This window comes from Streptomyces sp. NPDC052040, from assembly GCF_044548405.1.
Lineage (GTDB): Bacteria > Actinomycetota > Actinomycetes > Streptomycetales > Streptomycetaceae > Streptomyces.
The window spans coordinates 129,844-156,817 of sequence record NZ_JBIUBV010000007.1 but is presented as its reverse complement, the minus strand read 5'-3'; the positions used below and the strand labels follow the sequence as shown (position 1 = coordinate 156,817).

Annotated in this window: 26 protein-coding genes; 24 read left to right on the top strand and 2 right to left on the bottom strand. The window is 71.8% G+C overall.

Going from position 1 to position 26,974, the window contains the following annotated elements:
* Positions 1–18: 18 nt before the first annotated feature.
* The 3 genes from ACIHAA_RS16870 (at position 19) to ftsH (ending at position 6,333) form a co-directional block, all read left to right on the top strand.
* Entirely contained in the window at positions 19–2,463 is a 2,445-nt protein-coding gene (locus ACIHAA_RS16870) for a [protein-PII] uridylyltransferase (RefSeq protein ID WP_399817710.1), read from the top strand.
* Between the two features lie 231 nt (positions 2,464–2,694).
* Complete coding sequence (gene ffh, locus ACIHAA_RS16865; RefSeq protein ID WP_399817708.1) at positions 2,695–4,251, top strand: signal recognition particle protein; 1,557 nt, start codon at positions 2,695–2,697, stop codon at positions 4,249–4,251.
* Positions 4,252–4,401: 150 nt separating this feature from the next.
* Positions 4,402–6,333 carry an ATP-dependent zinc metalloprotease FtsH gene (gene ftsH, locus ACIHAA_RS16860; protein WP_399817706.1) on the top strand — a complete coding sequence of 644 codons (1,932 nt, stop codon included), beginning with the start codon at positions 4,402–4,404 and terminating at the stop codon, positions 6,331–6,333.
* Between the two features lie 434 nt (positions 6,334–6,767).
* On the opposite strand, the gene ACIHAA_RS16855 is transcribed toward ftsH, so the two are convergent.
* Positions 6,768–7,658 carry a class I SAM-dependent methyltransferase gene (locus ACIHAA_RS16855; protein WP_399817704.1) on the bottom strand — a complete coding sequence of 297 codons (891 nt, stop codon included), beginning with the start codon at positions 7,656–7,658 and terminating at the stop codon, positions 6,768–6,770.
* 224 nt (positions 7,659–7,882) lie between these two features.
* Between ACIHAA_RS16855 and proS the strand changes: the two genes are divergently transcribed.
* From proS to ACIHAA_RS16765, 18 genes are all read left to right on the top strand, one after another.
* Entirely contained in the window at positions 7,883–9,298 is a 1,416-nt protein-coding gene (proS, locus tag ACIHAA_RS16850) for a proline--tRNA ligase (RefSeq protein ID WP_399817702.1), read from the top strand.
* Between the two features lie 257 nt (positions 9,299–9,555).
* Entirely contained in the window at positions 9,556–10,152 is a 597-nt protein-coding gene (locus ACIHAA_RS16845) for a hypothetical protein (protein WP_399817700.1), read from the top strand.
* Between the two features lie 309 nt (positions 10,153–10,461).
* The gene (gene rpsP / locus ACIHAA_RS16840; protein ID WP_399817698.1) at positions 10,462–10,881 is read left to right on the top strand and encodes a 30S ribosomal protein S16; all 420 of its coding nucleotides are present in this window, start codon (positions 10,462–10,464) and stop codon (positions 10,879–10,881) included.
* A 2-nt stretch (positions 10,882–10,883) separates the two neighbouring features.
* Positions 10,884–11,123, top strand: coding sequence for an RNA-binding protein (locus ACIHAA_RS16835; protein ID WP_399817696.1), 240 nt, complete (start codon positions 10,884–10,886; stop codon positions 11,121–11,123).
* An 84-nt stretch (positions 11,124–11,207) separates the two neighbouring features.
* The gene (gene rimM, locus ACIHAA_RS16830; protein ID WP_399817694.1) at positions 11,208–11,750 is read left to right on the top strand and encodes a ribosome maturation factor RimM; all 543 of its coding nucleotides are present in this window, start codon (positions 11,208–11,210) and stop codon (positions 11,748–11,750) included.
* A complete protein-coding gene (trmD, locus tag ACIHAA_RS16825; protein ID WP_399817692.1) occupies positions 11,750–12,583 on the top strand; it encodes a tRNA (guanosine(37)-N1)-methyltransferase TrmD in 834 nt (277 codons plus the stop codon). Before rimM ends, trmD begins: the two co-directional genes overlap by 1 nt.
* A 134-nt stretch (positions 12,584–12,717) precedes the next feature.
* Positions 12,718–13,068, top strand: coding sequence for a 50S ribosomal protein L19 (gene rplS / locus ACIHAA_RS16820; protein ID WP_010984075.1), 351 nt, complete (start codon positions 12,718–12,720; stop codon positions 13,066–13,068).
* 45 nt (positions 13,069–13,113) lie between these two features.
* Positions 13,114–13,854, top strand: coding sequence for a signal peptidase I (lepB, locus tag ACIHAA_RS16815; RefSeq protein WP_399817690.1), 741 nt, complete (start codon positions 13,114–13,116; stop codon positions 13,852–13,854).
* Positions 13,847–14,935 carry a signal peptidase I gene (gene lepB / locus ACIHAA_RS16810; RefSeq protein WP_399817687.1) on the top strand — a complete coding sequence of 363 codons (1,089 nt, stop codon included), beginning with the start codon at positions 13,847–13,849 and terminating at the stop codon, positions 14,933–14,935. Before lepB (ACIHAA_RS16815) ends, lepB (ACIHAA_RS16810) begins: the two co-directional genes overlap by 8 nt.
* Complete coding sequence (lepB, locus tag ACIHAA_RS16805) at positions 14,820–15,773, top strand: signal peptidase I (RefSeq protein WP_399817685.1); 954 nt, start codon at positions 14,820–14,822, stop codon at positions 15,771–15,773. Before lepB (ACIHAA_RS16810) ends, lepB (ACIHAA_RS16805) begins: the two co-directional genes overlap by 116 nt.
* Positions 15,774–15,852: 79 nt before the next feature.
* Positions 15,853–16,599: a signal peptidase I gene (lepB, locus tag ACIHAA_RS16800; protein WP_399817683.1), complete on the top strand. Its 747-nt coding sequence runs from the start codon at positions 15,853–15,855 to the stop codon at positions 16,597–16,599.
* 16 nt (positions 16,600–16,615) lie between these two features.
* Positions 16,616–17,146: an NUDIX hydrolase gene (locus tag ACIHAA_RS16795; RefSeq protein WP_399818018.1), complete on the top strand. Its 531-nt coding sequence runs from the start codon at positions 16,616–16,618 to the stop codon at positions 17,144–17,146.
* A gap of 56 nt (positions 17,147–17,202) precedes the next feature.
* Positions 17,203–17,511 (top strand): DUF2469 domain-containing protein, encoded by a 309-nt coding sequence (locus ACIHAA_RS16790; RefSeq protein WP_008745401.1) that lies wholly within the window; start codon positions 17,203–17,205, stop codon positions 17,509–17,511.
* A gap of 119 nt (positions 17,512–17,630) precedes the next feature.
* Positions 17,631–18,005, top strand: a complete 375-nt coding sequence (locus ACIHAA_RS16785) for a YraN family protein (RefSeq protein ID WP_399817681.1) — start codon at positions 17,631–17,633, stop codon at positions 18,003–18,005.
* Complete coding sequence (locus ACIHAA_RS16780; RefSeq protein WP_399817679.1) at positions 18,005–19,627, top strand: YifB family Mg chelatase-like AAA ATPase; 1,623 nt, start codon at positions 18,005–18,007, stop codon at positions 19,625–19,627. The genes ACIHAA_RS16785 and ACIHAA_RS16780 overlap by 1 nt, the downstream gene beginning before the upstream one ends.
* A 128-nt stretch (positions 19,628–19,755) precedes the next feature.
* Positions 19,756–20,928, top strand: a complete 1,173-nt coding sequence (gene dprA, locus ACIHAA_RS16775) for a DNA-processing protein DprA (protein WP_399818016.1) — start codon at positions 19,756–19,758, stop codon at positions 20,926–20,928.
* Between the two features lie 270 nt (positions 20,929–21,198).
* A complete protein-coding gene (gene whiG / locus ACIHAA_RS16770) occupies positions 21,199–22,041 on the top strand; it encodes an RNA polymerase sigma factor WhiG (RefSeq protein WP_399817677.1) in 843 nt (280 codons plus the stop codon).
* A gap of 326 nt (positions 22,042–22,367) precedes the next feature.
* Positions 22,368–22,925, top strand: a complete 558-nt coding sequence (locus tag ACIHAA_RS16765) for a TetR/AcrR family transcriptional regulator (RefSeq protein WP_399818014.1) — start codon at positions 22,368–22,370, stop codon at positions 22,923–22,925.
* A gap of 107 nt (positions 22,926–23,032) precedes the next feature.
* Here ACIHAA_RS16765 and ACIHAA_RS16760 read toward each other — a convergent pair whose 3' ends face one another.
* The gene (locus ACIHAA_RS16760) at positions 23,033–23,617 is read right to left on the bottom strand and encodes a peptidoglycan DD-metalloendopeptidase family protein (RefSeq protein WP_399817674.1); all 585 of its coding nucleotides are present in this window, start codon (positions 23,615–23,617) and stop codon (positions 23,033–23,035) included.
* Between the two features lie 443 nt (positions 23,618–24,060).
* On the opposite strand from ACIHAA_RS16760, the gene rpsB reads away from it, so the two are divergent.
* The 3 genes from rpsB (at position 24,061) to pyrH (ending at position 26,959) form a co-directional block, all read left to right on the top strand.
* Positions 24,061–24,990, top strand: a complete 930-nt coding sequence (rpsB, locus tag ACIHAA_RS16755) for a 30S ribosomal protein S2 (RefSeq protein WP_399817672.1) — start codon at positions 24,061–24,063, stop codon at positions 24,988–24,990.
* A 170-nt stretch (positions 24,991–25,160) separates the two neighbouring features.
* Positions 25,161–25,997 carry a translation elongation factor Ts gene (gene tsf, locus ACIHAA_RS16750; RefSeq protein WP_399817670.1) on the top strand — a complete coding sequence of 279 codons (837 nt, stop codon included), beginning with the start codon at positions 25,161–25,163 and terminating at the stop codon, positions 25,995–25,997.
* 203 nt (positions 25,998–26,200) lie between these two features.
* On the top strand, positions 26,201–26,959 hold the full coding sequence (gene pyrH / locus ACIHAA_RS16745) for a UMP kinase (protein WP_399817668.1): 759 nt from the start codon (positions 26,201–26,203) through the stop codon (positions 26,957–26,959).
* The last annotated feature ends 15 nt before the right edge of the window (positions 26,960–26,974 follow it).

Sequence of the window (26,974 nt, the reverse complement as noted above, 5' to 3'; positions counted from 1 at the left end):
CGGAACAGGAGTCGCCGGGTGGCGGGTACGGACGTACGGACGGAAACAGAGGGCTCGGAACCCGGCGGCTACGCGGCGGCCCGGCTGCGCCTCCTCACCGAGGAGGGGCGGTCCGGGCCGCCGCGCCGTGCCGCGCTGGCCGAACTGACGGACGACTGGCTGAAGGAGCTGTTCGCCGCGGGCACCCGGGGAGCCGGGGGAGTGTCCCTGGTCGCCGTCGGCGGCTACGGCCGCGGCGAGCTGTCCCCGCGCAGCGACCTCGATCTGCTGCTGCTGCACGAGGGCGGGGACGCCCAGGGGATCGCCGCCCTCGCCGACCGCCTCTGGTACCCCGTCTGGGACCTCGGCCTCGCCCTCGACCACTCCGTCCGCACCCCCGCCCAGGCCCGCAAGACTGCCGCCGAGGACCTCAGGGTGCAGCTCGGTCTGCTGGACGCCCGGCACCTCGCGGGCGACCCGGCCCTCACCGCGGGCCTCAGGACCGCCGTCTTCGCCGACTGGCGCAACCAGGCCCCCAAACGGCTCCCCGAACTCCAGGAGCTGTGCGCCGAGCGGGCCGCACGCCAGGGCGAGCTGCAATACCTGCTGGAACCCGACCTCAAGGAGGCCAGGGGCGGCCTGCGGGACGCCACCGCCCTGCGCGCCGTCGCCGCCTCCTGGCTCGCCGACGCCCCCCGCGAGGGCCTCGCCGACGCCCGCCGGGTCCTGCTGGACGTACGGGACGCCCTGCACCTGACCACCGGGCGCGCTACCGACCGGCTGGCCCTCCAGGAGCAGGACCAGGTCGCCGCCGCCCTGGGCCTGCTGGACGCCGACACCCTGCTGCGCCAGGTGTACGAGGCGGCGCGTGTCATCTCGTACGCCAGCGATGTGACCTGGCGCGAAGTGGGGCGCGTCCTGCGCTCGCGCGGCGCCCGGCCCCGGCTGCGCGCCATGCTCGGCGGCAAGCCGGTCGCCGAGCGGTCCCCGCTGGCCGAAGGGGTGGTGGAGCAGGACGGCGAAGTGGTGCTCGCCCGGGTCGCACGCCCCGACCGCGACCCCGTGCTCCCGCTGCGCGCGGCGGCCGCCGCCGCCCAGGCCGGGCTCCCGCTCTCCCTGCACGCCGTACGGCGCATGGCGGCCACCGGGCGCCCCCTGCCCACGCCCTGGCCCGCCGAGGCCCGCGACCAGCTCGTCACCCTGCTGGGCTCCGGCCGCCCGACCGTCGACGTCTGGGAGGCCCTGGAGGCCGAGGGACTCGTCACCCGGCTCCTGCCCGACTGGGAGCGCGTACGCTGCCGCCCCCAGCGCAACGCCGTCCACCTCTGGACCGTCGACCGGCACCTGATCGAAACGGCCGTCCACGCCTCCGAACTGACCCGCCGGGTCGGCCGCCCCGACCTGCTGCTGGTCGCCGCGCTGCTGCACGACATCGGCAAGGGCTGGCCCGGGGACCACTCGGTCGCGGGCGAGACCATCGCCCGGGACGTGGCCGCCAGGATCGGCTTCGACCGCGACGACGTCGCCGTACTCGCCGCCCTGGTCCGCCACCATCTGCTGCTGGTGGAGACGGCGACCCGGCGCGACCTGGAGGACCCGGCCACCGTACGGGCCGTCGCCGACGCCGTCGGCCACCCGGGCACGCTCGAACTGCTGCACGCACTGACCGAGGCCGACGCCCTGGCCACCGGGCCCGCCGCCTGGTCGTCCTGGCGCGGCACCCTGGTCGCCGACCTGGTCAAACGGGTCTCGGCACTGCTCGCGGGCGACGAGCCCGACACCACCGACGCCGCCCCCACCGCCGAACAGGAACAGCTCGCCGTCGAAGCCTCCCGCACCGGCGGCCCGGTCCTCGCCCTGCGCGCCCAGACCGAGCCGCCCACGGGGGAGCCGGACGGCGGCGAACCGGAACCCCTCGGCGTGGAACTCCTCGTCGCCGTCCCCGACCAGCCCGGCGTGCTCCCCGCCGTCGCGGGCGTCCTCGCCATGCACCGCCTCACCGTCCGCACGGCGGAGCTGCGCACCCTGGACCTCGCCGACAGCGTCCACGGCGGCCCGGTCCTGCTGCTCGACTGGCGGGTCGCCGCCGAGTACGGCTCCCTGCCGCAGGCCGCCCGCCTCCGCGCCGACCTCGTACGCGCCCTCGACGGCTCCCTGGACACCGAGGCCCGTCTCGCCGAACGCGACGCCGCCTATCCGCGCCGCCGGGGCGTGCTGGCACCCCCGCCGCGGGTGACCGTCGCCCCGGCCGCCTCCCGGCACGCCACGGTGATCGAGGTACGCGCCCAGGACGTCCCCGGCCTGCTCTTCCGGATCGGCCGCGCCCTGGAGAAGGCGGTGGTACGCGTCCGCAGCGCCCATGTCTCCACCCTGGGCGCCAACGCGGTCGACGCCTTCTACGTCACCACCGCCAAGGACACCCCCCTCCCCGGAGCGGAGGCCGCGTCCCTGGCCCGCAGCCTGGAGGAGACACTCCGCTCGTGACACGGGGCGCGGCCGCCGGGCCATTGCCCGCCCCAGCGGCTTCGTGGGTGTCGTAGGCCGTCGTCGGTAGTCGGTAGTCGGTAGTCGGTAGTCGGTAGTCGGTAGTCGGTAGTCGCAGGCCGTAGCGCGGCCGTCCCGGGCGTTCGCGGTGGGCGGGGACGATTTGCTTGCGGGGCCGGATACCCTGGAGGGCAGCCCTAAACGACCCCGACTCCGAGGACCGACGCCGCCGTGTTCGACACCCTCTCCGACCGCCTTGGCGCGACATTCAAGAATCTCCGCGGGAAAGGCCGGCTGAGCGAAGCGGACATCGACGCCACGGCGCGCGAGATCCGCATCGCGCTTCTCGAAGCCGACGTGGCCCTGCCCGTGGTCCGCTCCTTCATCAAGAACGTGAAGGAGAGGGCCCTCGGAGCCGAAGTATCCCGGGCCCTGAACCCCGCCCAGCAGGTCCTCAAGATCGTCAACGAGGAACTGGTCACGATCCTCGGCGGCGAGACCCGCCGCCTGCGCTTCGCCAAGCAGCCTCCGACCGTGATCATGCTCGCCGGCCTCCAGGGCGCGGGCAAGACCACCCTCGCGGGCAAGCTCGGCCACTGGCTGAAGGAGCAGGGCCACTCGCCGCTGCTCGTCGCCGCCGACCTTCAGCGCCCCAACGCGGTCAACCAGCTCAGCGTCGTGGCCGAGCGCGCGGGCGTGGCCGTCTACGCGCCCGAGCCGGGCAACGGCGTCGGCGACCCGGTCAAGGTCGCCAAGGACTCCATCGACCACGCGAAGAGCAAGGTCCACGACATCGTGATCGTGGACACCGCGGGCCGCCTGGGCATCGACCAGGAGATGATGCAGCAGGCCGCGGACATCCGCGATGCCGTGGGCCCCGACGAGATCCTGTTCGTCGTCGACGCGATGATCGGCCAGGACGCCGTCAACACCGCGGAGGCCTTCCGCGACGGCGTCGGCTTCGACGGCGTGGTCCTCTCCAAGCTCGACGGCGACGCCCGCGGCGGTGCCGCCCTGTCGATCGCCTCGGTCACCGGCAAGCCGATCATGTTCGCGTCGAACGGCGAGAAGCTCGACGACTTCGACGCCTTCCACCCGGACCGGATGGCCTCCCGCATCCTCGACATGGGTGACCTGCTCACCCTGATCGAGCAGGCGGAGAAGACCTTCAGCCAGGCCGAGGCCGAGAAGATGGCCTCCAAGCTGGCGTCCAAGAAGGGCCAGGACTTCACCCTCGACGACTTCCTGTCCCAGATGGAACAGGTCAGGAAGATGGGGTCCATCTCCAAGCTCCTCGGCATGCTGCCGGGCATGGGCCAGATCAAGGACCAGATCAGCAACCTCGACGAGCGGGACGTGGACCGCACGGCGGCCATCATCAAGTCGATGACCCCGGGCGAGCGCCAGGACCCGACGATCATCAACGGCTCCCGCCGCGCCCGTATCGCCAAGGGCTCCGGCGTCGAGGTCAGCGCGGTCAAGAACCTGGTCGAGCGGTTCTTCGAGGCCCGCAAGATGATGTCCCGCATGGCCCAGGGCGGCGGGATGCCCGGTATGCCGGGCATCCCGGGCATGGGCGGCGGCCCCGGCCGCACCAAGAAGCAGCCGAAGAAGGCCAAGGGCAAGCAGCGCTCCGGCAACCCGATGAAGCGCCGCCAGCAGGAGCAGGAGGAGGCCGACCGCCGCGCCGCCGCGGCTCAGGGCCAGGGCCCGGGCGCCTTCGGTCTGCCCCAGCAGGCGGACCAGGACTTCGAGCTGCCGGACGAGTTCAAGAAGTTCATGGGCTGATCCAGCACTGATCCAGCACGTTCAGGAGCCGACCCGGCAGCCCGGCCGGACCGCGCCGGGTCCCGGTCGGCACCGCACCGAGGGCGTCCCCTTCCGAGGGGGCGCCCTCAGCGCATGCCGGGGTCCCCCGGGTGCCGTACCGTCCGATGTATGAGCAATGCCGCGCCACCACGCAAGGCACCGGAAAAGCCGTGGCGCACCGAGGGCACGCCGGAGGAGCCGCCCCGGTGGCCGGGGGGCGGCAGGAAAATGCGCGGCGGCTGGTGGGGGCTGGTCGTCGCCGCGGTGGTCGTCTTCCTCATCGCCTATGCCGCGGTGTCCTATTACAACCACGGCAACGAGCCGACAATCTCGTACACGGAGTTCAGCCGCCAGGTCGACAGCGGCAACGTCAAGACGATCTACTCCAAGGGCGACGCCATCCAGGGGCAGCTCAAGACCGCGCAGTCCCAGCCCCACGGCGGTAAATACACCAAGTTCAAGACCCAGCGGCCCGCCTTCGCGGACGACCGGCTCTGGCAGAACCTGAGCAGACACCGGGTGACCGTCACCGCCCAGCCGGTGGTGCAGGAGCGCAGCTTCCTGTCCAATCTGCTGCTCTCGCTCGCCCCGCTGGTGATCCTGGTGGCCCTCTGGGTCTTCTTCGCCCGGCGGATCGGGGCGGGTCTCACCGGCCCCGGCGGCATGCTCGGCCGCAAGACACCGCCCAGACCGGTGGAACTGCACCCCGGGATCCGGCGCACCACCTTCGCCGACGTGGCCGGAATCGACGAGGTCAAGGGCGAGCTGGACGATGTCGTCGACTTCCTCGAACACCCCGACGCCTACCGCAGAATGGGCGCCAAACCGCCGCGCGGGGTGCTGCTGACCGGCCCCCCGGGCACCGGCAAGACGCTGCTGGCGCGGGCGGTGGCGGGCGAGGCCGATGTGCCGTTCTTCTCCGCCTCCGCCTCCGAGTTCATCGAGATGATCGTGGGCGTCGGCGCCTCCCGGGTGCGGGAACTGTTCGCCGAGGCCCGCAAGGTCGCCCCGTCGATCATCTTCATCGACGAGATCGACACGATCGGACGGGCCCGCGGCGGGGGCGCCTCGGTCAGCGGCCACGACGAGCGTGAGCAGACCCTGAACCAGATCCTCACCGAGATGGACGGCTTCACCGGCTCCGAGGGCGTGATCGTCATCGCGGCCACGAACCGCGCCGACATCCTCGACCCGGCGCTCACCCGCCCCGGCCGCTTCGACCGCGTGGTCCATGTCTCCCCGCCGGACCGCGCCGGGCGCGAGGCGATCCTCAGGATCCACACCCGGGAGATCCCCCTCGCACCCGATGTGGACCTGGCCCAGGTGGCCCGTACCACCCCGGGCATGACCGGCGCCGAACTGGCCAACCTCGCCAACGAGGCGGCCCTGCTCGCCGTCAAGCGCAAACAGCACCTGGTGACCGCGTCGGACTTCTCGCAGGCACTGGAGAAGGTGCAGCTCGGTGCCGAACGCTCGCTCGTCATGCCGGAGGAGGAGCGGCGCAGGACCGCGTACCACGAGAGCGGGCACGCCCTCCTCGGCATGCTCCAGCCGGGCGCGGACCCCGTCCGCAAGGTCACGATCGTGCCCCGCGGCCGGGCGCTCGGGGTGACCCTCTCGACCCCAGAGTCCGACAAGTACGCGTACACCGAGGAGTATCTGCGCGGCCGCATCATCGGCGCCCTCGGCGGCATGGCCGCGGAGCAGCTGGTCTACGAGGTCATCACCACCGGCTCCGAGAGCGACCTCGAACAGGTCACCAACATCGCCCGCGGCATGGTCGCCCGCTGGGGGATGAGCGAACGGGTGGGCCGCCTGTCGGCCCTGCCGAGCGACGCCCAGCAGGCCTACGGCCTGGCCGCCGCGCCGCAGACACTGGATGTGATCGAGAGCGAGATGCGGCGGGTCGTGGACGAGTGCTACGACGAGGCGTGCCGCAAACTCCGCGACCACCGCGACCAGTTGGACGCGCTGGCGGAGGCGCTCCTGGTCAACGAGACCCTGGAGGAGGCGCAGGCGTACCGGATCGCCGGGGTCCTGCGGGTACGGAAGGACGACTAACGGCCTCCGAAGCCAGCACGGACTGTCGGCCGGGGGGCGAGCGAGGCCTCCGGTACCGGGCGCCCGGCCCCCAAGCGCGGGCACCCTGCCCGGGCCACGGCACCCTGCCGAGCCACGGCACCCTGCCCGGGCCACGGCACCCTGCCGGGGCGCGGCACCCTGCGTAGGGCGCGGCACTCTCTCCCCGGGGCGGCACCTTGCCTGAGGCGCGGGCATCCCGCCCGTTGGCACGGCACCTGCCCGGGCCATGGCAACCCGCCTCGGGGCGCGGCACCCTGCCCCGGCGACGGCACCCCGCCTGGGGCGCGGCATCCCGCCTGGGCGCGGCATCCCGCCTGGGGCGCGCGCTCCGGCGCATGCGCCGGTTCGGGCTCGCGGGCGACGGCTCCCGCGTCCGCCCGCGGAACACCTGCGCACCGGAGGGCGTACGCCCCCTACGGAACCCGCGCGATCACATACCGGAACACATTCGGCATCCACACCGTCCCGTCCGCCCGCCGGTACGGATGCAGCGCCTCCGCCAGCTCCTTGACCACCCGCTCCGGATCCGTCGCCTCGGCGGCTGCGTCGAAGAACCCCGTCGACAGCATCCCCCGCACCGCGCTGTCCGGATCGGCGTACCCGAACGGGCACGCCACCCGCCCCGAGCCGTCCGGCCGCAGCCCGTGCCGCCGCGCGGCCTCCTCCAGACCGTCGCGGCCCAGGGGACGCGGACGGCCCGCCCCACCCCCGGTGTCGGCCAGTTTGGCCGCGACCCGGAGCACCGAGGTGCTGCTGCACCGCTCCGGCGGGCCCCATCCGGCGAGCACCACGGGCGCGCCGCGCCGGGCGAGCGGCACCGCGGCGGCGAGCTGCTCCCCGAAACCGCCGCAGGCCGCGTGTCCGGCCGGACCGAACGCCGTCACCACGGTGTACGGGGGTTCACCGGGCCCGAGCGCCGCGCGCCGTGGAGACCCGTCGACGATCCGGGCGCCGGGGCACGCGCCGGGCCCGCGCCCCGCGGGCCGCAGCCGCTCGCGCGCCAGCGCCAGCCGTTCGTCCGCGCCGGAGTCAGCGCCGGAGTCCGCTCCGGAGTTCGTGCCGGAGTCCACACCGGTGACCTCGGCACCGCGCGCCGCGGCCAGCAGCACGGCGAGCCCGGTACCGCAGCCGAGCGCCAGCAGCCGGGTCCCGGTGCCCACGCCGAGCCGGTCGTAGACGGCCTCGTACAACGGGACGAGCATGCGCTCCTGGATCTCGGCCCAGTCACGCGCGCGTGCGCGCCGGTCCACGCGGGGAGCCGCCCCCGCGTGGAGAAGGTGCTGCCCCGCGAGCGCAGGTGTCATCGGAAGTGCCCCCATCCGCCGTCGGTTGTCACTGTGTGCGGTTCCCTGGCCCCCGTGACGTGCGTGCGCACTTTCCTTGTTCCCCGTATGCCAGGTAACTCCGCGCCCGTCGTGGCGTCCAGGGGGTATGTCGCACTCCTTGTGAGCCGTCCGTGCGCCCCCGTGCCACCCCCCCCGCAACAAATGATTCCCGCCGCCGCCGGGTGCCCCCCTACCATCGCGCCATGGCGAAAACACCCGTTCTCACCCCTCGCGCGGACGACTTCCCGCGCTGGTACCAGGACCTGGTCAACAAGGCCGAACTGGCCGACAACGGGCCGGTGCGCGGCACCATGGTGATCCGGCCGTACGGGTACGGACTGTGGGAGCGGATGCAGGCCGAGATGGACGCCCGCATCAAGGAGACGGGCACCCGCAACGCGTACTTCCCGCTGCTGATCCCCGAGGCGTATCTGACCCGGGAGGCCGACCACGTCGAGGGCTTCGCGCCCGAACTCGCCGTGGTCACCCACGGCGGCGGCAAGGCGCTGGAGGAGCCCGCGGTCGTCCGGCCCACCTCCGAGACCATTGTCAACGAGTACTTCTCCAAGTGGATCCAGAGCTACCGCGACCTGCCCCTGCTGATCAACCAGTGGGCGAACGTGGTGCGCTGGGAGCTGCGGCCCCGGCTCTTCCTGCGCACCTCCGAATTCCTGTGGCAGGAGGGGCACACCGCGCACGCCACCTACGAGGAGGCGCGCGACTTCGCCGCCCGGATCCACCGGGGGGTCTACGAGGAGTTCCTGCGCGACGTCCTCGCGATGGACGCCGTCCCCGGCCGCAAGACCGCCAGGGAGCGCTTCGCGGGCGCCGTCAACACCCTCACGCTGGAAAGCATGATGGGGGACGGCAAGGCCCTCCAGATGGCCACCAGCCATGAACTCGGCCAGAACTTCGCCCGCGCCTTCCAGACCCGCTATCTGTCGCGGGACGGCGGCCAGGAACTCGTCTGGCAGACCTCCTGGGGCTCGACGACCCGCATGATCGGCGCCCTGGTGATGGCGCACGGCGACGACGACGGCCTCAGGGTGCCGCCGCGCCTCGCACAGATCCAGGTCGTCGTCCTCGCGGTCAAGGGCGACGACGCCGTCCTGGCCGCGGCCCGCGAGGCCGCCGACCGGCTCACGGCGGCCGGACTGCGGGTCCACCTCGACGACCGCACCGACACCCCCTTCGGCCGCCGCGCCGTCGACTGGGAGCTCAAGGGCGTGCCCGTGCGCGTCGAGATCGGCCCCCGCGACCTGGAGAGCGGCACGGCGACGCTGGTCCGCCGCATCCCCGGCGGCAAGGAGCCGGCGGCCCTGCGCGGGCTGGCGGACCTCCTCCCCGGGATCCTGGAGGAGGACCAGGCCCTGCTGCTGACGCAGTCCCGCGCGCGCCGCGAGTCCCGCACCGCGGAGGTCGCGACGATCGGCGAGGCCGTCGAGGCGGCCGCCGCCGGGGGCTGGGCGCGCATCCCCTGGTCGGCGGTCGGTGAGGACGGCGAGAGCAGGCTCGCCGAGCAGGGGGTCACCGTGCGCTGCCTGGTGGCCGAGGACGGGTCGGTGCCGGGCACCGAGGACGCACCGGGTAACGTCGCGGTCGTCGCGCGCGCTTACTGAAGCAGGGACCACGCGCAGAGCGGCCGAAACGCCTCTTGCGCATCGCCGGGCGCCAGACGCCCCGGCGCGCGGACCTCGTCTACGCGCCGGGGCGTACGCGTTACTACGCACCGGCTTGGTATGAGCTGTGAGGCTTCTGGGCAGATCGGCGCACCCGCCCTCCTCAGGACGCATCAGTCGCAACTGACGGGTACGTGCAAAATATTTGGGATGGCCCGGAATAGGAACACGGGAGCCCCCAGGCTCGTTGTCATTACGTGAGCACGACACCACCTGTTCTCGCCGCAGAGCTGGCAGGGGCATGGGCCGACATTCAACGGCACCACCCCGAACTGCCGGATCTTGCCGCGCCCGAGTCCCTGATCGGAGAGTCGTCGTCCGCCTGCGGGCACGAACTCTCATTCGAGCGACTGCTGCATGAAGCAGTCCACGGCATCGCCGCCGCCCGCGGAGTACGCGACACCTCCCGGGCCGGCCGCTACCACAACCGCAGATTCCTCGCGATCGCCGAGGAGCTGGGTCTCGACCACCCCGAGGAGCCGCACCCGAGCAGCGGTTTCTCCCTGGTCACCCTCAGCCCCGAGGCGAAGCGCCGCTACCGCCCCACCATGGAGCGGCTCCAGCGCGCGCTGAAGGCCCACTCCGCCGCGACCGCCGCGGACACCTCCAGCACCTTCCGGGGCCCCGCCGCACGGCACGGCTCCTCCGGAGGCGGCGTCCGGGTCAAGGCGGTCTGCGACTGCGGACGCAACGTCCGCGTCGTCCCGTCCGTACTGGCCCAGGCCCCGATCATGTGCGGCGGCTGCGGCAAGCCGTTCCGCATCCCCGAGCCGGTGGGCGCCGCAGCGGGCTGACCAGGACGGCTGCTCGTGGCAGCCGTGCTCGGCCCGTCCCGCGGCAACGACCGCACCCAGTGAGCGCCGGGCGGCGTGACCCACGCCCGGGGGCCCGGCGCCGGGTGCGCCTTCGGCATGCCCGCACACACTCCCGGCCCTCGGGCCGGGGTGCCCCCAGGTGTGTGGCACAATGGCTAGCTGTACTCGACAGCCGCACAGGACCCCTCTCTCCTCCGGCTGACGCGTCCGTCGGGCCACTCGGGTACCGCAACCCCACGCGGCATCCCGCTGTGCCCCACCACGTCAAAACCAGGAGAACCCACTCCCGTGGCAGTCAAGATCAAGCTGAAGCGTCTGGGCAAGATCCGTTCGCCTCACTACCGCATCGTCGTCGCCGACTCCCGTACCCGCCGTGACGGCCGGGCCATCGAGGAGATCGGCAAGTACCACCCGACGTACAACCCGTCGGTCATCGAGGTCGACGCCGAGCGTGCGGCGTACTGGCTCGGCGTCGGCGCCCAGCCGACCGAGCCCGTGCTCGCCATCCTGAAGAAGACCGGCGACTGGCAGAAGTTCAAGGGCGAGCCCGCCCCGGCGCCGCTGCTGGTGGCCCAGCCCAAGGCCGCCCGTCCGTCGTTCGAGGCGCTCGGCGGCGAGGACGAGGGCAAGGGTGAGGCCATCACCCAGAAGAAGAAGGCCGAGAAGAAGGACGAGGCCGCGGCCGAGTCCGAGTCGACCGAGGCCTGAGCATGCTCGAGGAGGCTCTCGAGCACCTCGTGAAGGGCATCGTCGACAACCCTGACGATGTGCAGGTGGCCTCACGCACCCTGCGCCGTGGGCAGGTGCTCGAGGTCCGGGTTCACCCGGACGACCTCGGCAAGGTGATCGGCCGCAACGGCCGCACCGCACGCGCCCTGCGCACCGTCGTGGGCGCCATCGGCGGCCGCGGTGTCCGCGTCGACCTCGTCGACGTGGACGACGTCCGCTGAACGCAACGCAGCACCGGCTCGGGCCGGGGAGGGCCACTGGGCCGTCCCCGGCCCGAGGTCGTTACTGACAGGAGATCTTCACAAGTGCAGCTGGTAGTCGCACGGATCGGCCGCGCCCACGGCATCAAGGGCGAGGTCACCGTGGAGGTACGTACCGACGAGCCGGAGCTGCGGCTCGCGCCCGGCGCCGTCCTCGCCACCGATCCCGCCTCCGCGGGGCCGCTCACCATCGCCACCGGCCGGGTGCACAGCGGCAATCTGCTCCTGCGGTTCGACGGAGTACGGGACCGCAGCGCCGCCGAGGCCCTCCGCAACACCCTCCTGATCGCCGAGATCGACCCGGACGAGCTCCCCGAGGGCGACGACGAGTACTACGACCACCAGCTGATCGACCTCGACGTCGTCACCCGCGACGGCGAGGAGGTGGGCCGTATCACCGAGATCTCGCACCTGCCCTCGCAGGACCTCTTCATCGTGGAACGCCCCGACGGCACCGAGGTGATGATCCCCTTCGTCACCGAGATCGTCACCGAGATCGACCTCCAGGAACAGCGCGCGGTCATCGACCCGCCCCCCGGTCTGATCGACGACCGCGCCGACATCGCCTCCGCACGGGACGAGACCTGATGCGCCTCGACGTCGTCACGATCTTCCCCGAATACCTGGAACCGCTGAACGTCTCCCTCGTCGGCAAGGCGCGCGCCCGCGGACAGCTCGACGTCCACCTGCACGACCTGCGGACCTGGACGTACGACCGGCACAACACCGTCGACGACACCCCCTACGGCGGCGGCCCCGGCATGGTCATGAAGACCGAGCCCTGGGGCGACGCCCTGGACTCCGTCCTCGCCGACGGCTACGAGACCGGCGCCCGCACCCCCGCGCTCATCGTCCCCACCCCCAGCGGCCGCCCCTTCACCCAGCAACTCGCCGTCGAACTCTCCGAGCGCCCCTGGCTGATCTTCACCCCCGCCCGCTATGAGGGCATCGACCGCCGCGTCATCGACGAGTACGCGACCCGGATACCGGTGTACGAGGTTTCCATCGGCGACTACGTCCTCGCGGGCGGCGAGGCGGCCGTCCTCGTCATCACCGAAGCCGTGGCCCGGCTGCTGCCCGGCGTCCTCGGCAACGCCGAGTCCCACCGCGACGACTCCTTCGCCCCCGGCGCCATGGCGAACCTGCTGGAAGGGCCCGTCTACACCAAGCCCCCGGCCTGGCGCGGACGCGAGATCCCGGAGGTGCTGATCAGCGGCCACCACGGCCGGATCGCCCGCTGGCGCCGGGACGAGGCCCTGCGGCGCACCACCGCCAACCGGCCCGATCTGATCGAGCACTGCGACCCCGCCGCCTTCGACAAGAAGGACCGGGCCATGCTCTCCGTCCTGGGCTGGGAACCGGACCCGCAGGGCGCACCCCACGGCCGATTTTGGCGCAGGACCCGCGCCGTGGAAGAATAGGCCGCTGTTGTCCGCGGTCCGGCGCGCGCCCCTGCCACAGGGGGACACGACGCCCGCCCCGACCCGGTCGGCAACCTCTCGACACCTCTACGTACCGTCGATGACCTGTGGCATCGGCGAAGAAAGCAGACGAAATGTCTCACCTGCTCGACTCCGTCGACTCCGCGTCGCTGCGCAGCGACCTCCCGGCCTTCCGCCCGGGTGACACCGTCAACGTCCACGTCCGCGTCATCGAGGGCAACCGCTCCCGTGTGCAGCAGTTCAAGGGCGTAGTCATCCGCCGCCAGGGTGCCGGCGTGCGCGAGACCTTCACGGTCCGCAAGGTCTCCTTCTCCGTCGGCGTCGAGCGCACCTTCCCGGTGCACACCCCGATCGTCGAGAAGATCGAGCTGGTCACCCGCGGCGACGTCCGCCGCGCCAAGCTCTACTACCTGCGTGAGCTGCGCGGCAAGGCCGCGAAGATCAAGGAGAAGCGCGAGAGCTGAGCGCCTCCCGGGGCCCACAGCGGGGCCGGATAGCATCTGGCCCCGATGGACACCGAAGCACAGCACACGGAGCGCGACCGCTCCTCCCGCCCCGCGGATCCCGAGGACACCTCGGACCCGCCGGGCACGGAGGGACGGTCGCGTTCCGCTTTGCTGTCCCGGGTCGCCGACCGGCTGCCCGGCGGCCGGATCACCCTGACCGCCCTGGCCTGCCTCCTCCTTCTGTTCGCCCTCGGCGCCTGGGTCGTCCAGCCCTTCGACATTCCCAGCGGTTCCATGGAGCGCGGATTGAGGGTTGGGGACCGCGTGCTCGTAAATAAGTTGGCGTACCGTTTCGGATCGACACCGCAGCGGGGAGATGTCGTCGTGTTCGACGGCACCGGATACTTCGGGAGCGCCGACTACGTCAAACGAGTGGTCGGAGTGGGGGGAGACCAGGTGGTCTGCTGCGACAAGGAGGGGAGACTCGAGGTGAACGGCCGGGCGGTCGACGAGTCGTCGTTTCTGTACCCGGGGAACAGCCCCTCCGACGTCCCCTTCGACGTCCAGGTGCCCCCCGGCACCCTCTTCGTGCTCGGCGACCACCGCCGCGAATCCAGCGACTCCCGCGACCACCTGGGCTCGCCCGGCGGCGGCATGATCCCGCTCGGCGCCGTGATCGGCAGGGCCGACTGGGTGATCCGGCCCCCCGCCGGACTCCGGCACCTGTCCCGCCCCACCGCCTACGCGCACATACCCGCCCCCCGGGTGAGCGCGCCCCCCACGGCGGACGGTGCCCATGGGTAACCGCGGCAGGCAGCGCGGCCCGGCGTCCGACACCGCCACCCAGAACCTCCTGCCCACCGGCGCACGGCGCGCCGCCACCGGCGCCCCCACCGGGCGCAGCCGGGCCGAGCGGCGCAAGCTCCAGCGCAAGGTCAAACGCAAGCGGAGGCGCTCCACGGTCAAGGAGATACCCCTCCTCGTCGGCGTCGCCGTCGTCATAGCGCTGGTCCTGAAGACCTTCCTGCTCCAGGCCTTCGTGATCCCGTCGGGCTCCATGGAGAACACCATCCAGGTCGGCGACCGCGTCCTGGTGGACAAGTTCACCCCCTGGTTCGGCTCCGAGCCGCACCGCGGCGACGTCGTCGTCTTCCAGGACCCCGGCGACTGGCTCGCGGGCGAGAAGACCACCAAGAAGAACGACCCGGTCGTCGTCAAGCAGGTCAAGGAGGGGCTCACCTGGATCGGTCTGCTGCCCTCCGACAACGACAAGGACCTGATCAAGCGGGTCGTCGGGGTGGGCGGCGACACCGTCAAGTGCTGTGACGCCCAGGGCCGCGTCACGGTCAACGGAATGCCCTTGAGCGAGCCCTACATTCACCCGGGAAACAAACCTTCGGACTTCGGCTTCTCGGTGAAGGTGCCCCCGGGGCGGCTGTGGGTCATGGGCGACCACCGCGCCAACTCGGCCGACTCGCGCTACCACCGTACGGAGGCGTACGGCGGTACCGTGTCGGAGAAGTCCGTCGTCGGCCGGGCCATGGTCATCGCCTGGCCCGTCGGCCACTGGACGCGGCTCAGGGAGCCAGACACTTACGCGTCGGTGCCCGGTGGGTCGGCCACCGCTCTCGGTCCGTCGCATAGGGTGGCCTCCGCGGATCGATACGGATTGATCCCCCTCCCGAGCCCTGCGGAACTCCCGCTCGTTATGGGAGTGGTGGGCCTGCGCCGACTGAGGCGCCGGCGGCGGTACGGAGTGAGGAGTGGATGTGGGGGATTTGGCGGTCGGCGCACGGTCCGGACACGAAGGTCCCGAGGAGAGGCCGCAGCGACCCGACGACCCGGCTGCCCCGGCCGTGGACGACCACTCCGGCTCCGGCGGTGACCCGTCGGGCGGCGGTGGCGGACACGGCGGCGGGCAGAGCCCCCGGACGCCCGCGCAGCGCTCCTTCTGGAAGGAGCTGCCGCTCCTCATCGGCATCGCGCTGGTTCTCGCGCTGCTGATCAAGACGTTCCTGGTGCAGGCGTTCTCGATCCCGTCGGACTCGATGCAGAACACCCTCCAGCAGGGTGACCGGGTCCTCGTGGACAAGCTGACCCCGTGGTTCGGCTCCGAGCCCTCCCGCGGCGAGGTCGTCGTCTTCCACGACCCGGACAACTGGCTGGCGGGCGAGCCCACGGCGACCCCGAACGCCCTCCAGACGGCACTGAGCTGGATCGGCCTGATGCCGTCCGCGGAGGAGAAGGATCTCATCAAGCGGGTCATCGGCGTCGCCGGGGACACCATCGAGTGCCGGAACACCGGCCCCCTGCTGGTCAACGGCAAGCCGCTCAACGAGCCCTATGTGTACCCGGGCAACACCCCGTGCAGCGTCGACGAGCAGGGCGGCCAGTTCAAGGTCACGGTTCCCCCGGGCAAAATCTGGGTCATGGGAGACCACCGTCAGAACTCGCTGGACTCCCGCTACCACCAGCAGGACAAGTACCAGGGCTTCGTGCCCGTGGGGAACGTCGTCGGCCGCGCCATCGTGATCGCCTGGCCCCCCACCCGCTGGAACACCCTGCCCATCCCGGACACCTTCGACCAGGGACTCGGCACGGCCGCCCCCGCCGCCCTCGGGCTGACCGGTGCGCTCCCGCTGGTCCTGTGGCGCAGGCGGCGCCTCACCGGGCGCCCCACCCCCGCAAGCCCGCGGGTTCCCGGCGGCGGTACCGCCGGGTAGGGTGCCGTCCCAGATCGCCGATCTTCCGCGGCCCGAGCAGGGCCGCCGGGATCGATTCTCCGACTCGGGGAGCACTGGGATGAGCGGGACAGGTCGTACCGGAGAGGGCCGCGGACGGCTCGGCAGCAGACTGTCGGGGCTGGCCGTGGCCCTCGGCTGTGTGCTCTTCCTCGGCGGCTTCGCCTGGGGCGTCCTCGTCTACCGGCCCTACACCGTGCCGACCGACTCCATGACCCCCACCATCGCCGCCGGCGACCGCGTCCTCGCCCAGCGCATCGACGGCACGGCCGTCAAACGCGGCGACATCGTGGTCTTCCGGCAGAAGAGCTGGGGCAACCTGCCCATGGTCAAGCGGGTCGTGGCCGTCGGCGGGGACACCGTCGCCTGCTGCACCGACGGCAGACTCACCGTCGACGGCAAGCAGATCCACGAGACCTACCTCGCCAAGGGCAGCCCCGCAGAACTGCGGACCATCCCCACCGTCACCGTCCCCAAGGACCGGCTGTTCCTGCTCGGCGACGAGCGCAGCGGCTCACTGGACTCCACCGCCCACCTCACCGACGCCTTCAGCGGCACCGTGCCGCGCGGCGCCGTGGACGCACGGGTGGACGCGGTGGTCTGGCCCATGAACGGCATGCTGGCCCGCCCCACGGCCTTCGAGCCACTCGGCCCGCTCTCCACCCCCGGACCGCTGTGGCCGATCCTCGGCACCATCGTCGCGGGCGCGGCCCTGGTCCTGGCGGGCGGGGCCTACGGACCCCTCGCCCAGTTCGCGGCCCGCAGACGGGCCGTCGCCGCCCGTACGGAGCCCGCAGGTGCCCGCTGACGTGCCCCCGTCGCCCCTGCCGCCCCCTCCCGGTCCTCCCGGCCCCGACGGGCCGCACACCCTCGCAGAGCCCCGCAAGGTGGCCCGCGTCGTGCTCCTTGACCCCCAGGACCGCATCCTGCTGCTGCACGGACACGAACCCGACGACCCCGCCGACGACTGGTGGTTCACCCCCGGAGGCGGCGTCGAGGGCGACGAGACCCGCGCCCTGGCCGCACGGCGCGAACTGGCCGAGGAGACCGGCATCACCGACGTCGAGCTGGGCCCCGTGCTGTGGCGGCGCCTGTGCTCCTTCCCCTTCGCGGGCCGCCGCTGGACCCAGGACGAGTGGTACTACCTGGCCCGCACCACCCGGACGGATGTCGCCGCGCAGGGACTGACGGAACTGGAAAGACGCAGCGTCGCCGGAGCACGGTGGTGGACGTGCCGAGAACTGGCGGAGTCCCATGAGACGGTGTACCCGACGAGACTCGCCGAGCTGCTCCGCAGGCTGCTCGACGAAGGGCCCCCGGCCAGTCCCGAAGCCCTGGACACCGAAATCGTCTAGGGGCTCCCAGGACTGGAGCACAATGGTGGGACCGCACGGCTGAAGGGGAACATGCCATGAGCGCCGAGGACCTCGAGAAGTACGAGACCGAGATGGAGCTGAAGCTCTACCGGGAGTACCGCGATGTCGTCGGGCTGTTCAAATACGTGATCGAGACCGAGCGGCGCTTCTACCTCACCAACGACTACGAGATGCAGGTGCACTCCGTCCAGGGCGAGGTGTTCTTCGAGGTGTCCATGGCAGACGCCTGGGTCTGGGACATGTACCGGCCCGCACGCTTCGTCAAGCAGGTGCGCGTCCTCACATTCAAGGACGTGAACATCGAAGAGCTCAACAAGACCGACCTGGAGCTGCCCGGCGGGTGACCCGGCGCCACCGGCTCACTCTCCCGAGTGACCGGGTTGTCCACAATCACCGCGCCGTCCACCAAGATCCACAGCGGGACGCCTGACGCACCACCGTTGGCACCGGAGGTGGTGCCGACATGACGACCACACATCAGGCACGCAGCGCCCTGGGCAGCTACGGCGAAGAACTCGCCACCCGGCGGCTGACCCGCACCGGCATGACAGTCCTCGCACGCAACTGGCGATGCGGCCGGAGCGGCGAGATCGACATCGTCGCCCAGGACGGCGACGTACTCGTGATCTGCGAAGTGAAAACCCGCCAGGGCGGCCACTTCCAGCACCCCATGGCCGCCATCACCCCGGCCAAGGCACAACGCCTGCACGCCCTCGCCCAGCACTGGATCCACAGCCACGGCGGAGCACCACCGGGCGGAGTCCGCGTCGACCTCATCGGCGTCCTGCTGCCCCGACGCGGCGCCGCCCTCGTCGAGCACGCCCGAGGGGTGGCGTGATGGCCTTCGCCCGCACTTGCTCCGTCGCCCTCGTCGGCGTCGAAGGCGTACTCGTCGAAGTCCAGGCAGACCTGGAGCCCGGCATCGCGGCCTTCTCCCTCGTCGGCCTTCCCGACAAAAGCCTCAGCGAAAGCCGCGACCGCGTCCGCGCCGCCGTCGTCAACTCCGGCACGGCCTGGCCCGCCAAAAAACTCACCGTGGGACTCAGCCCCGCCTCGGTACCCAAAGCAGGCAGCGGCTTCGACCTCGCCGTCGCCTGCGCCGTCCTCGGCGCCGCCGAACGCATCGACCCCCGCGTCCTCACAGAAATCGTCATGATCGGCGAACTCGGCCTCGACGGCCGCGTCCGCCCCGTCAGAGGCATCCTCCCCGCCGTCCTCGCCGCCGCCGACGCGGGCTACGAACAGGTCGTCGTCCCCGAATGCGCCGCCGCCGAAGCCTCCCTCGTCCCCGGCGTGTCCGTCCTCGGCGTCCGCACCCTCCGCCAGCTGATCGCCGTCCTCGCCGACGAACCCGTCCCCGACGAGGACCCCGACGACCACACCGGCCCCGACCCGCTCCTCGCCGGACTGCGCCTCCCGGGCACCGGAGCCGCCACCGGCATGCACAGCATCGGCGCCACCCAGCCCGACCAGGGCAGGGACCTCGCCGACGTCGTGGGCCAGACCGCGGCACGCACCGCCGTCGAAGTGGCAGCGGCAGGCGGACACCACCTCTTCCTCGAAGGCCCGCCCGGCGCCGGGAAAACCATGCTCGTCGAACGGCTCCCCGCCATCCTCCCCCCACTCACCAGAGGCGAGTCCCTCGAAGTCACCGCCGTGCACTCGGTGGCCGGACTCCTCCCCGCCGGCAAACCACTCATCGACACCGCCCCCTACTGCGCCCCCCACCACTCGGCCACCATGCAGGCGCTCGTCGGCGGCGGCCCCGGTATCGCCCGCCCCGGCGCCGTATCGCTCTCCCACCGCGGAATCCTCTTCCTCGACGAAACCCCCGAATTCAGCAGCCACGCCCTCGACGCGCTGCGCCAGCCCCTGGAAGCCGGACACGTCGTCATCGCCCGCAGCGCGGGCGTCGTCCGCTTCCCCGCGAAATTCCTCATGGTGCTCGCCGCCAACCCCTGCCCCTGCGGCCGCTTCTCCCTGCACGACAGCCTCTGCGACTGCCCGCCCTCGGCCATCCGGCGCTACCAGGGCCGCCTCTCCGGCCCCCTCCTCGACCGCGTCGACCTCCGCGTCGAAGTCGACCCGGTCACCCGCGCCCAGCTCGCCGAAAGCGGCACCGGCCCCACCACGGCCACCGTCGCCGACCGCGTCCGCGAGGCCCGCGCACGAGCCGCCGCGCGACTGGACGGCACCCCCTGGCGCACCAACAGCGACGTCCCGGGCCGGGAACTGCGCAACCGCTGGCACCCCGTCGGCGGCGCCATGGACGAAGCCGAACGCAGCCTGGAACGAGGCCTGCTCACCGCCCGCGGACTCGACCGCGTCCTGCGCGTCGCCTGGACCGTCGCCGACCTCGCGGGCCGCCACCGCCCGGACGCCTCGGACGTGTCCCTCGCCCTCCAACTGCGCACCGGCGTCCCCCGAGGCGCAGCGATGACCATCGGGGCGAGGCCATGAACGCGGACGGCACCGGGGACGCGCACGGCACTTCGGGCGGGCACGGGACCCGGGGCACGTACGGCGTGGCGGCCAGGCGCGGCACTCGGGACGTCCTCGGCGCCGGGGACGCGCTCGGCACCCCGGACATGCACGGCGTCCCGGACGCACACGGCATCCCGGACTCCGAGCGCCTCGCCCGGATCTTCCTCACCCGCGTCCTCGAACCCGGCGACGAGAGAGCCGGACAGTGGATCCGGGACTACGGCACCGAAGAAACCGCCCGGCGGCTGCGCGGCGCGGGGGCCCGCCTCCCCGGGGTGACCGACAGACGGTGGGCGGGACTGCTCGCCAGGGCCGGGCGCGCCGACCCCGGGCAGGACCGGGCGGCCGCCCGCAACGCCGGGGTCCGCTTCCTGTGCCCCGGCGACCCCGAGTGGCCGCTCCAGCTCGACGACCTCGAAGACGCCCGGCCCATCGGCCTCTGGGTGCGCGGGCGGCCCGCCCTGCGCCTCTGGGCCCTCCGCTCCGTCGCCGTCGTCGGCGCCCGCGCCTGCACCCCCTACGGCGCCCATATGGCGGCCACCCTCGCCGCCGGGCTCGCCGAGCACGGCTGGGTCGTGGTCTCCGGCGGCGCCTACGGCATCGACGGCGCCGCCCACCGCGGAGCACTCGGAGCCACAGGCGCCACCATCGCCGTACTGGCCTGCGGAGTGGACCGGCCCTACCCACCCGGGCACACCGGCCTCATCACCAGAATCGCCGAGCAGGGCCTCGTGATCGGAGAACTCCCACCCGGAGACCACCCGACACCCAGCAGATTCCTCGTACGGAACCGGGTCATCGCCGCCCTCACCCGCGGCACCGTCGTCGTCGAGGCCGCCCACCGCAGCGGCTCTCTCGTCACGGCACGCGCCGCCCAGCGGCTGGGCCGCCTCACCATGGGGGTGCCGGGACCGGCCACCAGCGGGCTGTCCGGAGGAGTCCATGAACTGCTCCGCGACGAATCGGTACTGGTCACGGACGCCGCCGACGTCATCGAACACGTAGGCGACATCGGCGAGCTGGCACCGGACCGACGCGGCCCGGTCCTGCCCCGCGACCTGCTGGAACCCGCCGCCCGCCGCGTCCTGGCAGCACTCCCCGGGCGCGGCGCGGCAGCGGCGGCTGACATCGCCCGCGAGGCGGGCACCACCGAGGACGACGCCGTCGGGAGACTGTACGAACTCCGATCACTTGGATTCGTCGAACGACACGACGACGGCTGGAAGTTGACACGCCAGGCGATCGACTCGGTCCGACAAGATCACCGTCAGTGTTGACCGAGCGTGTTCGGCCGTCCGGGCGACCCCCGACGGCCTTGGCAATTCCAGCAGTTGACCCTTTCCGGCGATCACTCAGGGCGACGGCCGCGGCCGCGAAACGGCCCCCACCAGACCCGTTCGCGCACGGGTGATGCCTCGCCCTTCGCACACTGCGACACCGCAGTCACGCTACGCTCACGAGGATTCCGACTCAGAAGGCATCTCGACATCAGACCGACAGCTCACCCAGCCATCCCCAGCCCACGGCAGAACGGCACAAGGCGACGAATGCCCCAGCACACCTCCGGGTCCGACCGGGCGGCGCACCCCCCAGCCGCCCGTGACGGCGGCAGCGTGCGCCCGCCCGCTCCCTCGACGCTCGACGAGTTGTGGCGGTCGTACAAGGCCACGGGCGACGAGCAGTTGCGGGAGCAGCTGATCCTGCACTACTCGCCGCTGGTGAAGTACGTGGCGGGCCGGGTGAGCGTGGGCCTGCCGGCCAATGTGGAACAGGCGGACTTCGTCTCCTCCGGGGTCTTCGGACTGATCGACGCGATCGAGAAATTCGACATCGACCGCGAGATCAAATTTGAGACGTACGCCATCACCCGGATCCGCGGCGCGATGATCGACGAACTCCGTGCCCTGGACTGGATCCCCCGGTCGGTCCGGCAGAAGGCCCGCAGCGTCGAGCGCGCCTACGCCACCCTGGAAGCACGGCTGCGCCGCACCCCCTCCGAGGGCGAGGTCGCCGCGGAGATGGGCATCGGCGTCGAGGACCTGCACGCCGTCTTCAGCCAGCTGTCCCTCGCCAACGTGGTGGCCCTGGAAGAACTGCTGCACGTCGGCGGCGAGGGCGGCGACCGGCTCAGCCTGATGGACACCCTCGAGGACACCGCCGCGGACAACCCGGTCGAGGTGGCCGAGGACCGTGAACTGAGACGGTTCCTCGCCCGCGCGATCAACACCCTCCCGGAACGGGAGAAAACCGTGGTGACGCTCTACTACTACGAGGGACTCACCCTCGCCGAGATCGGCAACGTCCTCGGCGTGACCGAGAGCCGGGTCAGCCAGATCCACACCAAGTCCGTCCTCCAGCTACGGGCCAAACTCGCCGGCTTCGGACGCTGAACCGGGCGCCCTGTCTCGGCGGGGTCCGGCCGCGGTCCTGACAGGGTCGGCGGCCGACGGGGAGGCGTCATGGCGGGCCCGCGGGTGAGCCTGTGATCCGGCCGAAGCTCCCCGGCCCCACCGCGAGGAGCTGCTCCGTCGGCGCCTCTCACCGGCGTGGCAGAACGTGCCCGCCGGGTCGCGGAGCGTGGCCCGGCGCACGGGGACCGGGGCACCGTGCACAGGGCGCGAGCGACCCTGGCTCGCGGCGCGCACCGGGGGATGGCTCCCGCGGGCGGCGCTCCGTCCGTAGAGTGGTTGACGTGCCAAGGATTCGAGCGGCCTCCGTGGCCGAGCACCGGTCGATGCAGCGAGCCGCCCTGCTGGACGCGGCACGGTCCCTCCTGTCCGAGGGCGGGACGGATGCGCTGACGTTCCCGGCCCTCGCCGAGCGGACGGGCCTCGCGCGCTCCTCCGTGTACGAGTACTTCCGCTCCCGCGCCGCCGTCGTCGAGGAACTGTGCGCCGTCGACTTCCCCGTCTGGGCGGCGGAGGTCGAGGCGGCCATGGCCGCGGCCGACGGCCCCGAGGCGACCATCGAGGCCTATGTGCGACAGCAACTCGCACTGGTGGGGGACAGGCGCCACCGGGCCGTCGTCGCCATTTCCGCGAGCGAACTGGATGCCGGGGCGCGCGAGAAGATCCGGGCCGCCCACGGCGGGCTCGTGACCATGCTCGCCGACACACTCGGCGCCATGGGACACCAGGAGCCGCGGCTCACGGCGATGCTGCTCCAGGGCGTGGTCGACGCGGCGGTCCGCCGTATCGAACTGGGAGCCGCGGAGGACCCGGCTGCGATCACCGAGGCTGCTGTGGGGATGGCCCTCCGGGGCGTCCGAGGCTGAGCCTTCCCTGGGGGGCCTCCCCCCCGCCCCCTCCCTCCCCCACCCCCAAGCCCCCCCGCCCCACCCCCCAACCCTGCTAAGACCCCACAAATCGCAAAGCGCACCCCCTACCCCGCGTCCACGCCCACGCCCACGCCCACGCCAAATCCCACCCCCACCCCCTCCACCCGCAGCAGTCTCGAGGGCCCCGTGCGCAGCAGCCATGGCGGCAGCAGGGCGAGCGGGTTCAGGTAGGTCTTGCCTCGCAGCAGTCCCCAGTGCAGGCACGGGCCGGGGCAGTGGCCGGTCGGGGGTTCCAGGTGCCCCAGTTCGTCGCCCGGCTGGACGGTGTCGCCCGGTTGAACCGTGGCGCGGACCGGCTCGTAGGTGGTCCGTAGGGGTGGTGTGCCCGTCCCCGTAAGTTCCACCGCCACCACACCGCGGCCCGCCACCCGTCCGGCGAAGGCGACGCGCCCGGCGGCCACCGCGCGGACCGGGTCGCCCGGGGTGGCCGCGAGGTCCACGCCCCGGTGTCCGGGCCCGTAGGGCGTGGCGGGCGGGTCCCAGCCGCGCAGCACCAGCGGGTGAACGCCCACGGGCCACCGGCGGCCCACCTCGGGCACCGTCGAGCCGGACGCCCCGGCCCCGCCCGGATCCGGCCCCGGGCGGGGCATCACCGCCCACGCCACAGCAGCGGACGCGTAGGCACCCATCCCCGCCCCCACGCCCGTCCCCGCCCCTGTCGCCCCAGCGCCCGTCCCTGTCCCCGACCCCACCCCCGCCAGATCCGCCACCACGGTCGCAGCCATCAGGATGAGCGGGAGCGTGAGCGGCAGCGGGAGCAGCCCCGTGGGCCTGTGTCGTACGCGTCGTCGTGTGTGCATGGGAGTACGGTCCCGGATGGGGGGCGATCATGGCCGGGGCCTGTGGACAACCGGCCGGTTGTGGACAGCGGCGTCACCCGCGGCTCTGCGGGTCCCGTACACTTCTTGTGGCGATCCGGGTCACCGGGTCGACTTCGCACGCCCCGACACCTGGCCGTCGCACGGCCGGTGTCAGCGCTCCTCGGTCCTTTGCGGCACGGCGCATTGCGGGCGTCAGGCGTGGATGCCATCCGGTGTCCGCGGCACAACCGAGAAACTCAAGGAGAACGGCCATGGCCGTCGTCACGATGCGGGAGCTGCTGGAGAGCGGCGTCCACTTCGGTCACCAGACCCGTCGCTGGAACCCGAAGATGAAGCGCTTCATCTTCACCGAGCGCAACGGCATCTACATCATCGACCTGCTCCAGTCGCTGTCGTACATCGACCGCGCCTACGAGTTCGTCAAGGAGACCGTTGCCCACGGCGGCACGGTCATGTTCGTCGGCACGAAGAAGCAGGCGCAGGAGGCCATCGCCGAGCAGGCCACCCGCGTCGGCATGCCTTACGTCAACCAGCGCTGGCTGGGCGGCATGCTCACCAACTTCTCGACCGTCTACAAGCGTCTGCAGCGCCTCAAGGAGCTCGAGCAGATCGACTTCGAGGACGTCGCCGCCTCCGGTCTGACCAAGAAGGAGCTCCTGGTCCTCTCGCGTGAGAAGGCCAAGCTCGAGAAGACCCTCGGTGGTATCCGCGAGATGCAGAAGGTGCCGAGCGCCGTCTGGATCGTGGACACCAAGAAGGAGCACATCGCGGTCGGCGAGGCCCGGAAGCTGAACATTCCGGTTGTCGCCATCCTCGACACCAACTGCGACCCCGACGAGGTCGACTACAAGATCCCGGGCAACGACGACGCGATCCGCTCCGTCACCCTGCTGACCCGTGTGATCGCGGACGCCGTCGCCGAGGGTCTCATCTCCCGTTCCGGTGTCGCCACCGCGGGCAAGGGCGAGAAGGCCGCGGGCGAGCCGCTCGCCGAGTGGGAGCGCGACCTGCTCGAGGGTGAGAAGAAGGCCGAGACCGAGGAAGCCGCCGCTCCGGCCGCTGCCGCCGAGGCCCCGGCTGCCGAGGCCGCTGCCGCCGAGGCTCCGGCTGCCGAGGCCGACGCTCCGGCCGCCGAGGCTCCCGCCGCTGAGGCTCCGGCCGCCGAGGGCGAGCAGGCCTGACCTCTGGGCCGTTCGGCTGATGTGAAGGCGGGTGGCGCCGACCGCGCCACCCGCCGTTCACCCGCAGCCGCTAGATCTTCGTAGCCCGTAGATCTTTGGCGGCCGCCCGTACGATCCGTGGGTGGCCGCCGACTTCGAGACTTCGAACTCCGAGAAGAGATTCACAGATCATGGCGAACTACACCGCCGCCGACGTCAAGCAGCTCCGTGAGCTGACCGGCGCCGGCATGATGGACTGCAAGAAGGCGCTGGACGAGGCCGAGGGCAACGTCGAGAAGGCCGTCGAGGCGCTCCGGATCAAGGGCCAGAAGGGCGTCGCCAAGCGCGAGGGCCGCTCCGCCGAGAACGGCGCCGTGGTCTCGATCGTCGCCGACGACAACTCCTCGGGTGTCATCGTCGAGCTGAAGTGCGAGACCGACTTCGTCGCCAAGGGCGAGAAGTTCCAGGCCGTCGCCCAGACGATCGCCGAGCACGTTGCCAAGACCGCTCCGGCCGACCTCGAGGCCCTGCTCGGCTCGGAGATCGAGCCCGGCAAGACCGTCCAGGCGTTCGTGGACGAGGCCAACGCCAACCTCGGCGAGAAGATCGTCCTGGACCGCTTCGCGCAGTTCGCCGACGGTTTCGTCACGGCCTACATGCACCGCACGATGCCCGACCTGCCCCCGCAGATCGGTGTCCTCGTCGAGTTCGACAAGCCGAACGCCGACGTCGCCAAGGGCATCGCCCAGCACATCGCCGCCTTCGCGCCGAAGTACCTCTCCCGTGAGGACGTCCCGGCCGAGGTCGTCGAGTCCGAGCGCCGGATCGCCGACGAGACCACCCGCGCCGAGGGCAAGCCCGAGGCCGCGATCGCCAAGATCGTCGAGGGTCGTGTGAACGGCTTCTTCAAGGACGCCACGCTGCTCGGCCAGCCGTACGCGCTCGACAACAAGAAGTCCGTCCAGAAGATCCTGGACGAGGCGGGTGTCACCCTGAAGCGCTTCGCGCGCATCAAGGTCGGCATCTGAGTCCGTGCCGCGATCGACGGCAGACCCGGATAGGGTCGAACGTCGAAAGCAGTCGTCCTCGTCATACGCGTGTGCCGTCCCGTACGCGCGTATGACGGACGCAGATCTGACGAGGAGGCCATTGCCGCGAATGGGTTGTGAAGCACCCCCCATCGGCAATGGCCTTCTTCGTATGTGCAACACGTGAAAGAGGCGGGATCTCCATGACCACCAAGGCCGAGAAGAGCGACGACGGCAAAGTACACGGCCGGTTTCTGCTGAAACTGTCCGGAGAGGCATTCTCCGGGGGCACCGGTCTCGGCGTCGACCCGGACGTGGTGCACGCCATCGCCCGGGAGATCGCCGCGGTGGTGCGCGACGGATCCCAGATCGCCGTCGTCATCGGCGGCGGCAACTTCTTCCGTGGCGCCGAGCTCCAGCAGCGTGGCATGGACCGGGCCCGCTCGGACTACATGGGCATGCTGGGCACGGTCATGAACTGCCTCGCGCTCCAGGACTTCCTGGAGAAGGAGGGCATCGACTCGCGGGTCCAGACCGCCATCACCATGGGCCAGGTCGCCGAGCCGTACATCCCGCTGCGTGCCGTGCGCCATCTGGAGAAGGGCCGTGTGGTCATCTTCGGCGCCGGTATGGGCATGCCCTACTTCTCGACGGACACGACGGCCGCGCAGCGTGCCCTCGAGATCGACGCCGAGGCGCTGCTCATGGGCAAGAACGGCGTGGACGGGGTCTACGACTCCGACCCGAAGACCAACCCGGAGGCCGTGAAGTTCGACGCCCTCAGCTACGGCGAGGTCATCACCCGGGACCTGAAGGTGGCGGACATGACCGCCATCACGCTGTGCCGGGACAACAAGCTGCCGATCCTGGTCTTCGAACTGCTCGCGGCGGGCAATATCGCCCGGGCCGTCAAGGGTGAGAAGATCGGCACACTCGTGGGGGACCAGGGCGGCCGGGGCTGACCGGACGCACGACCG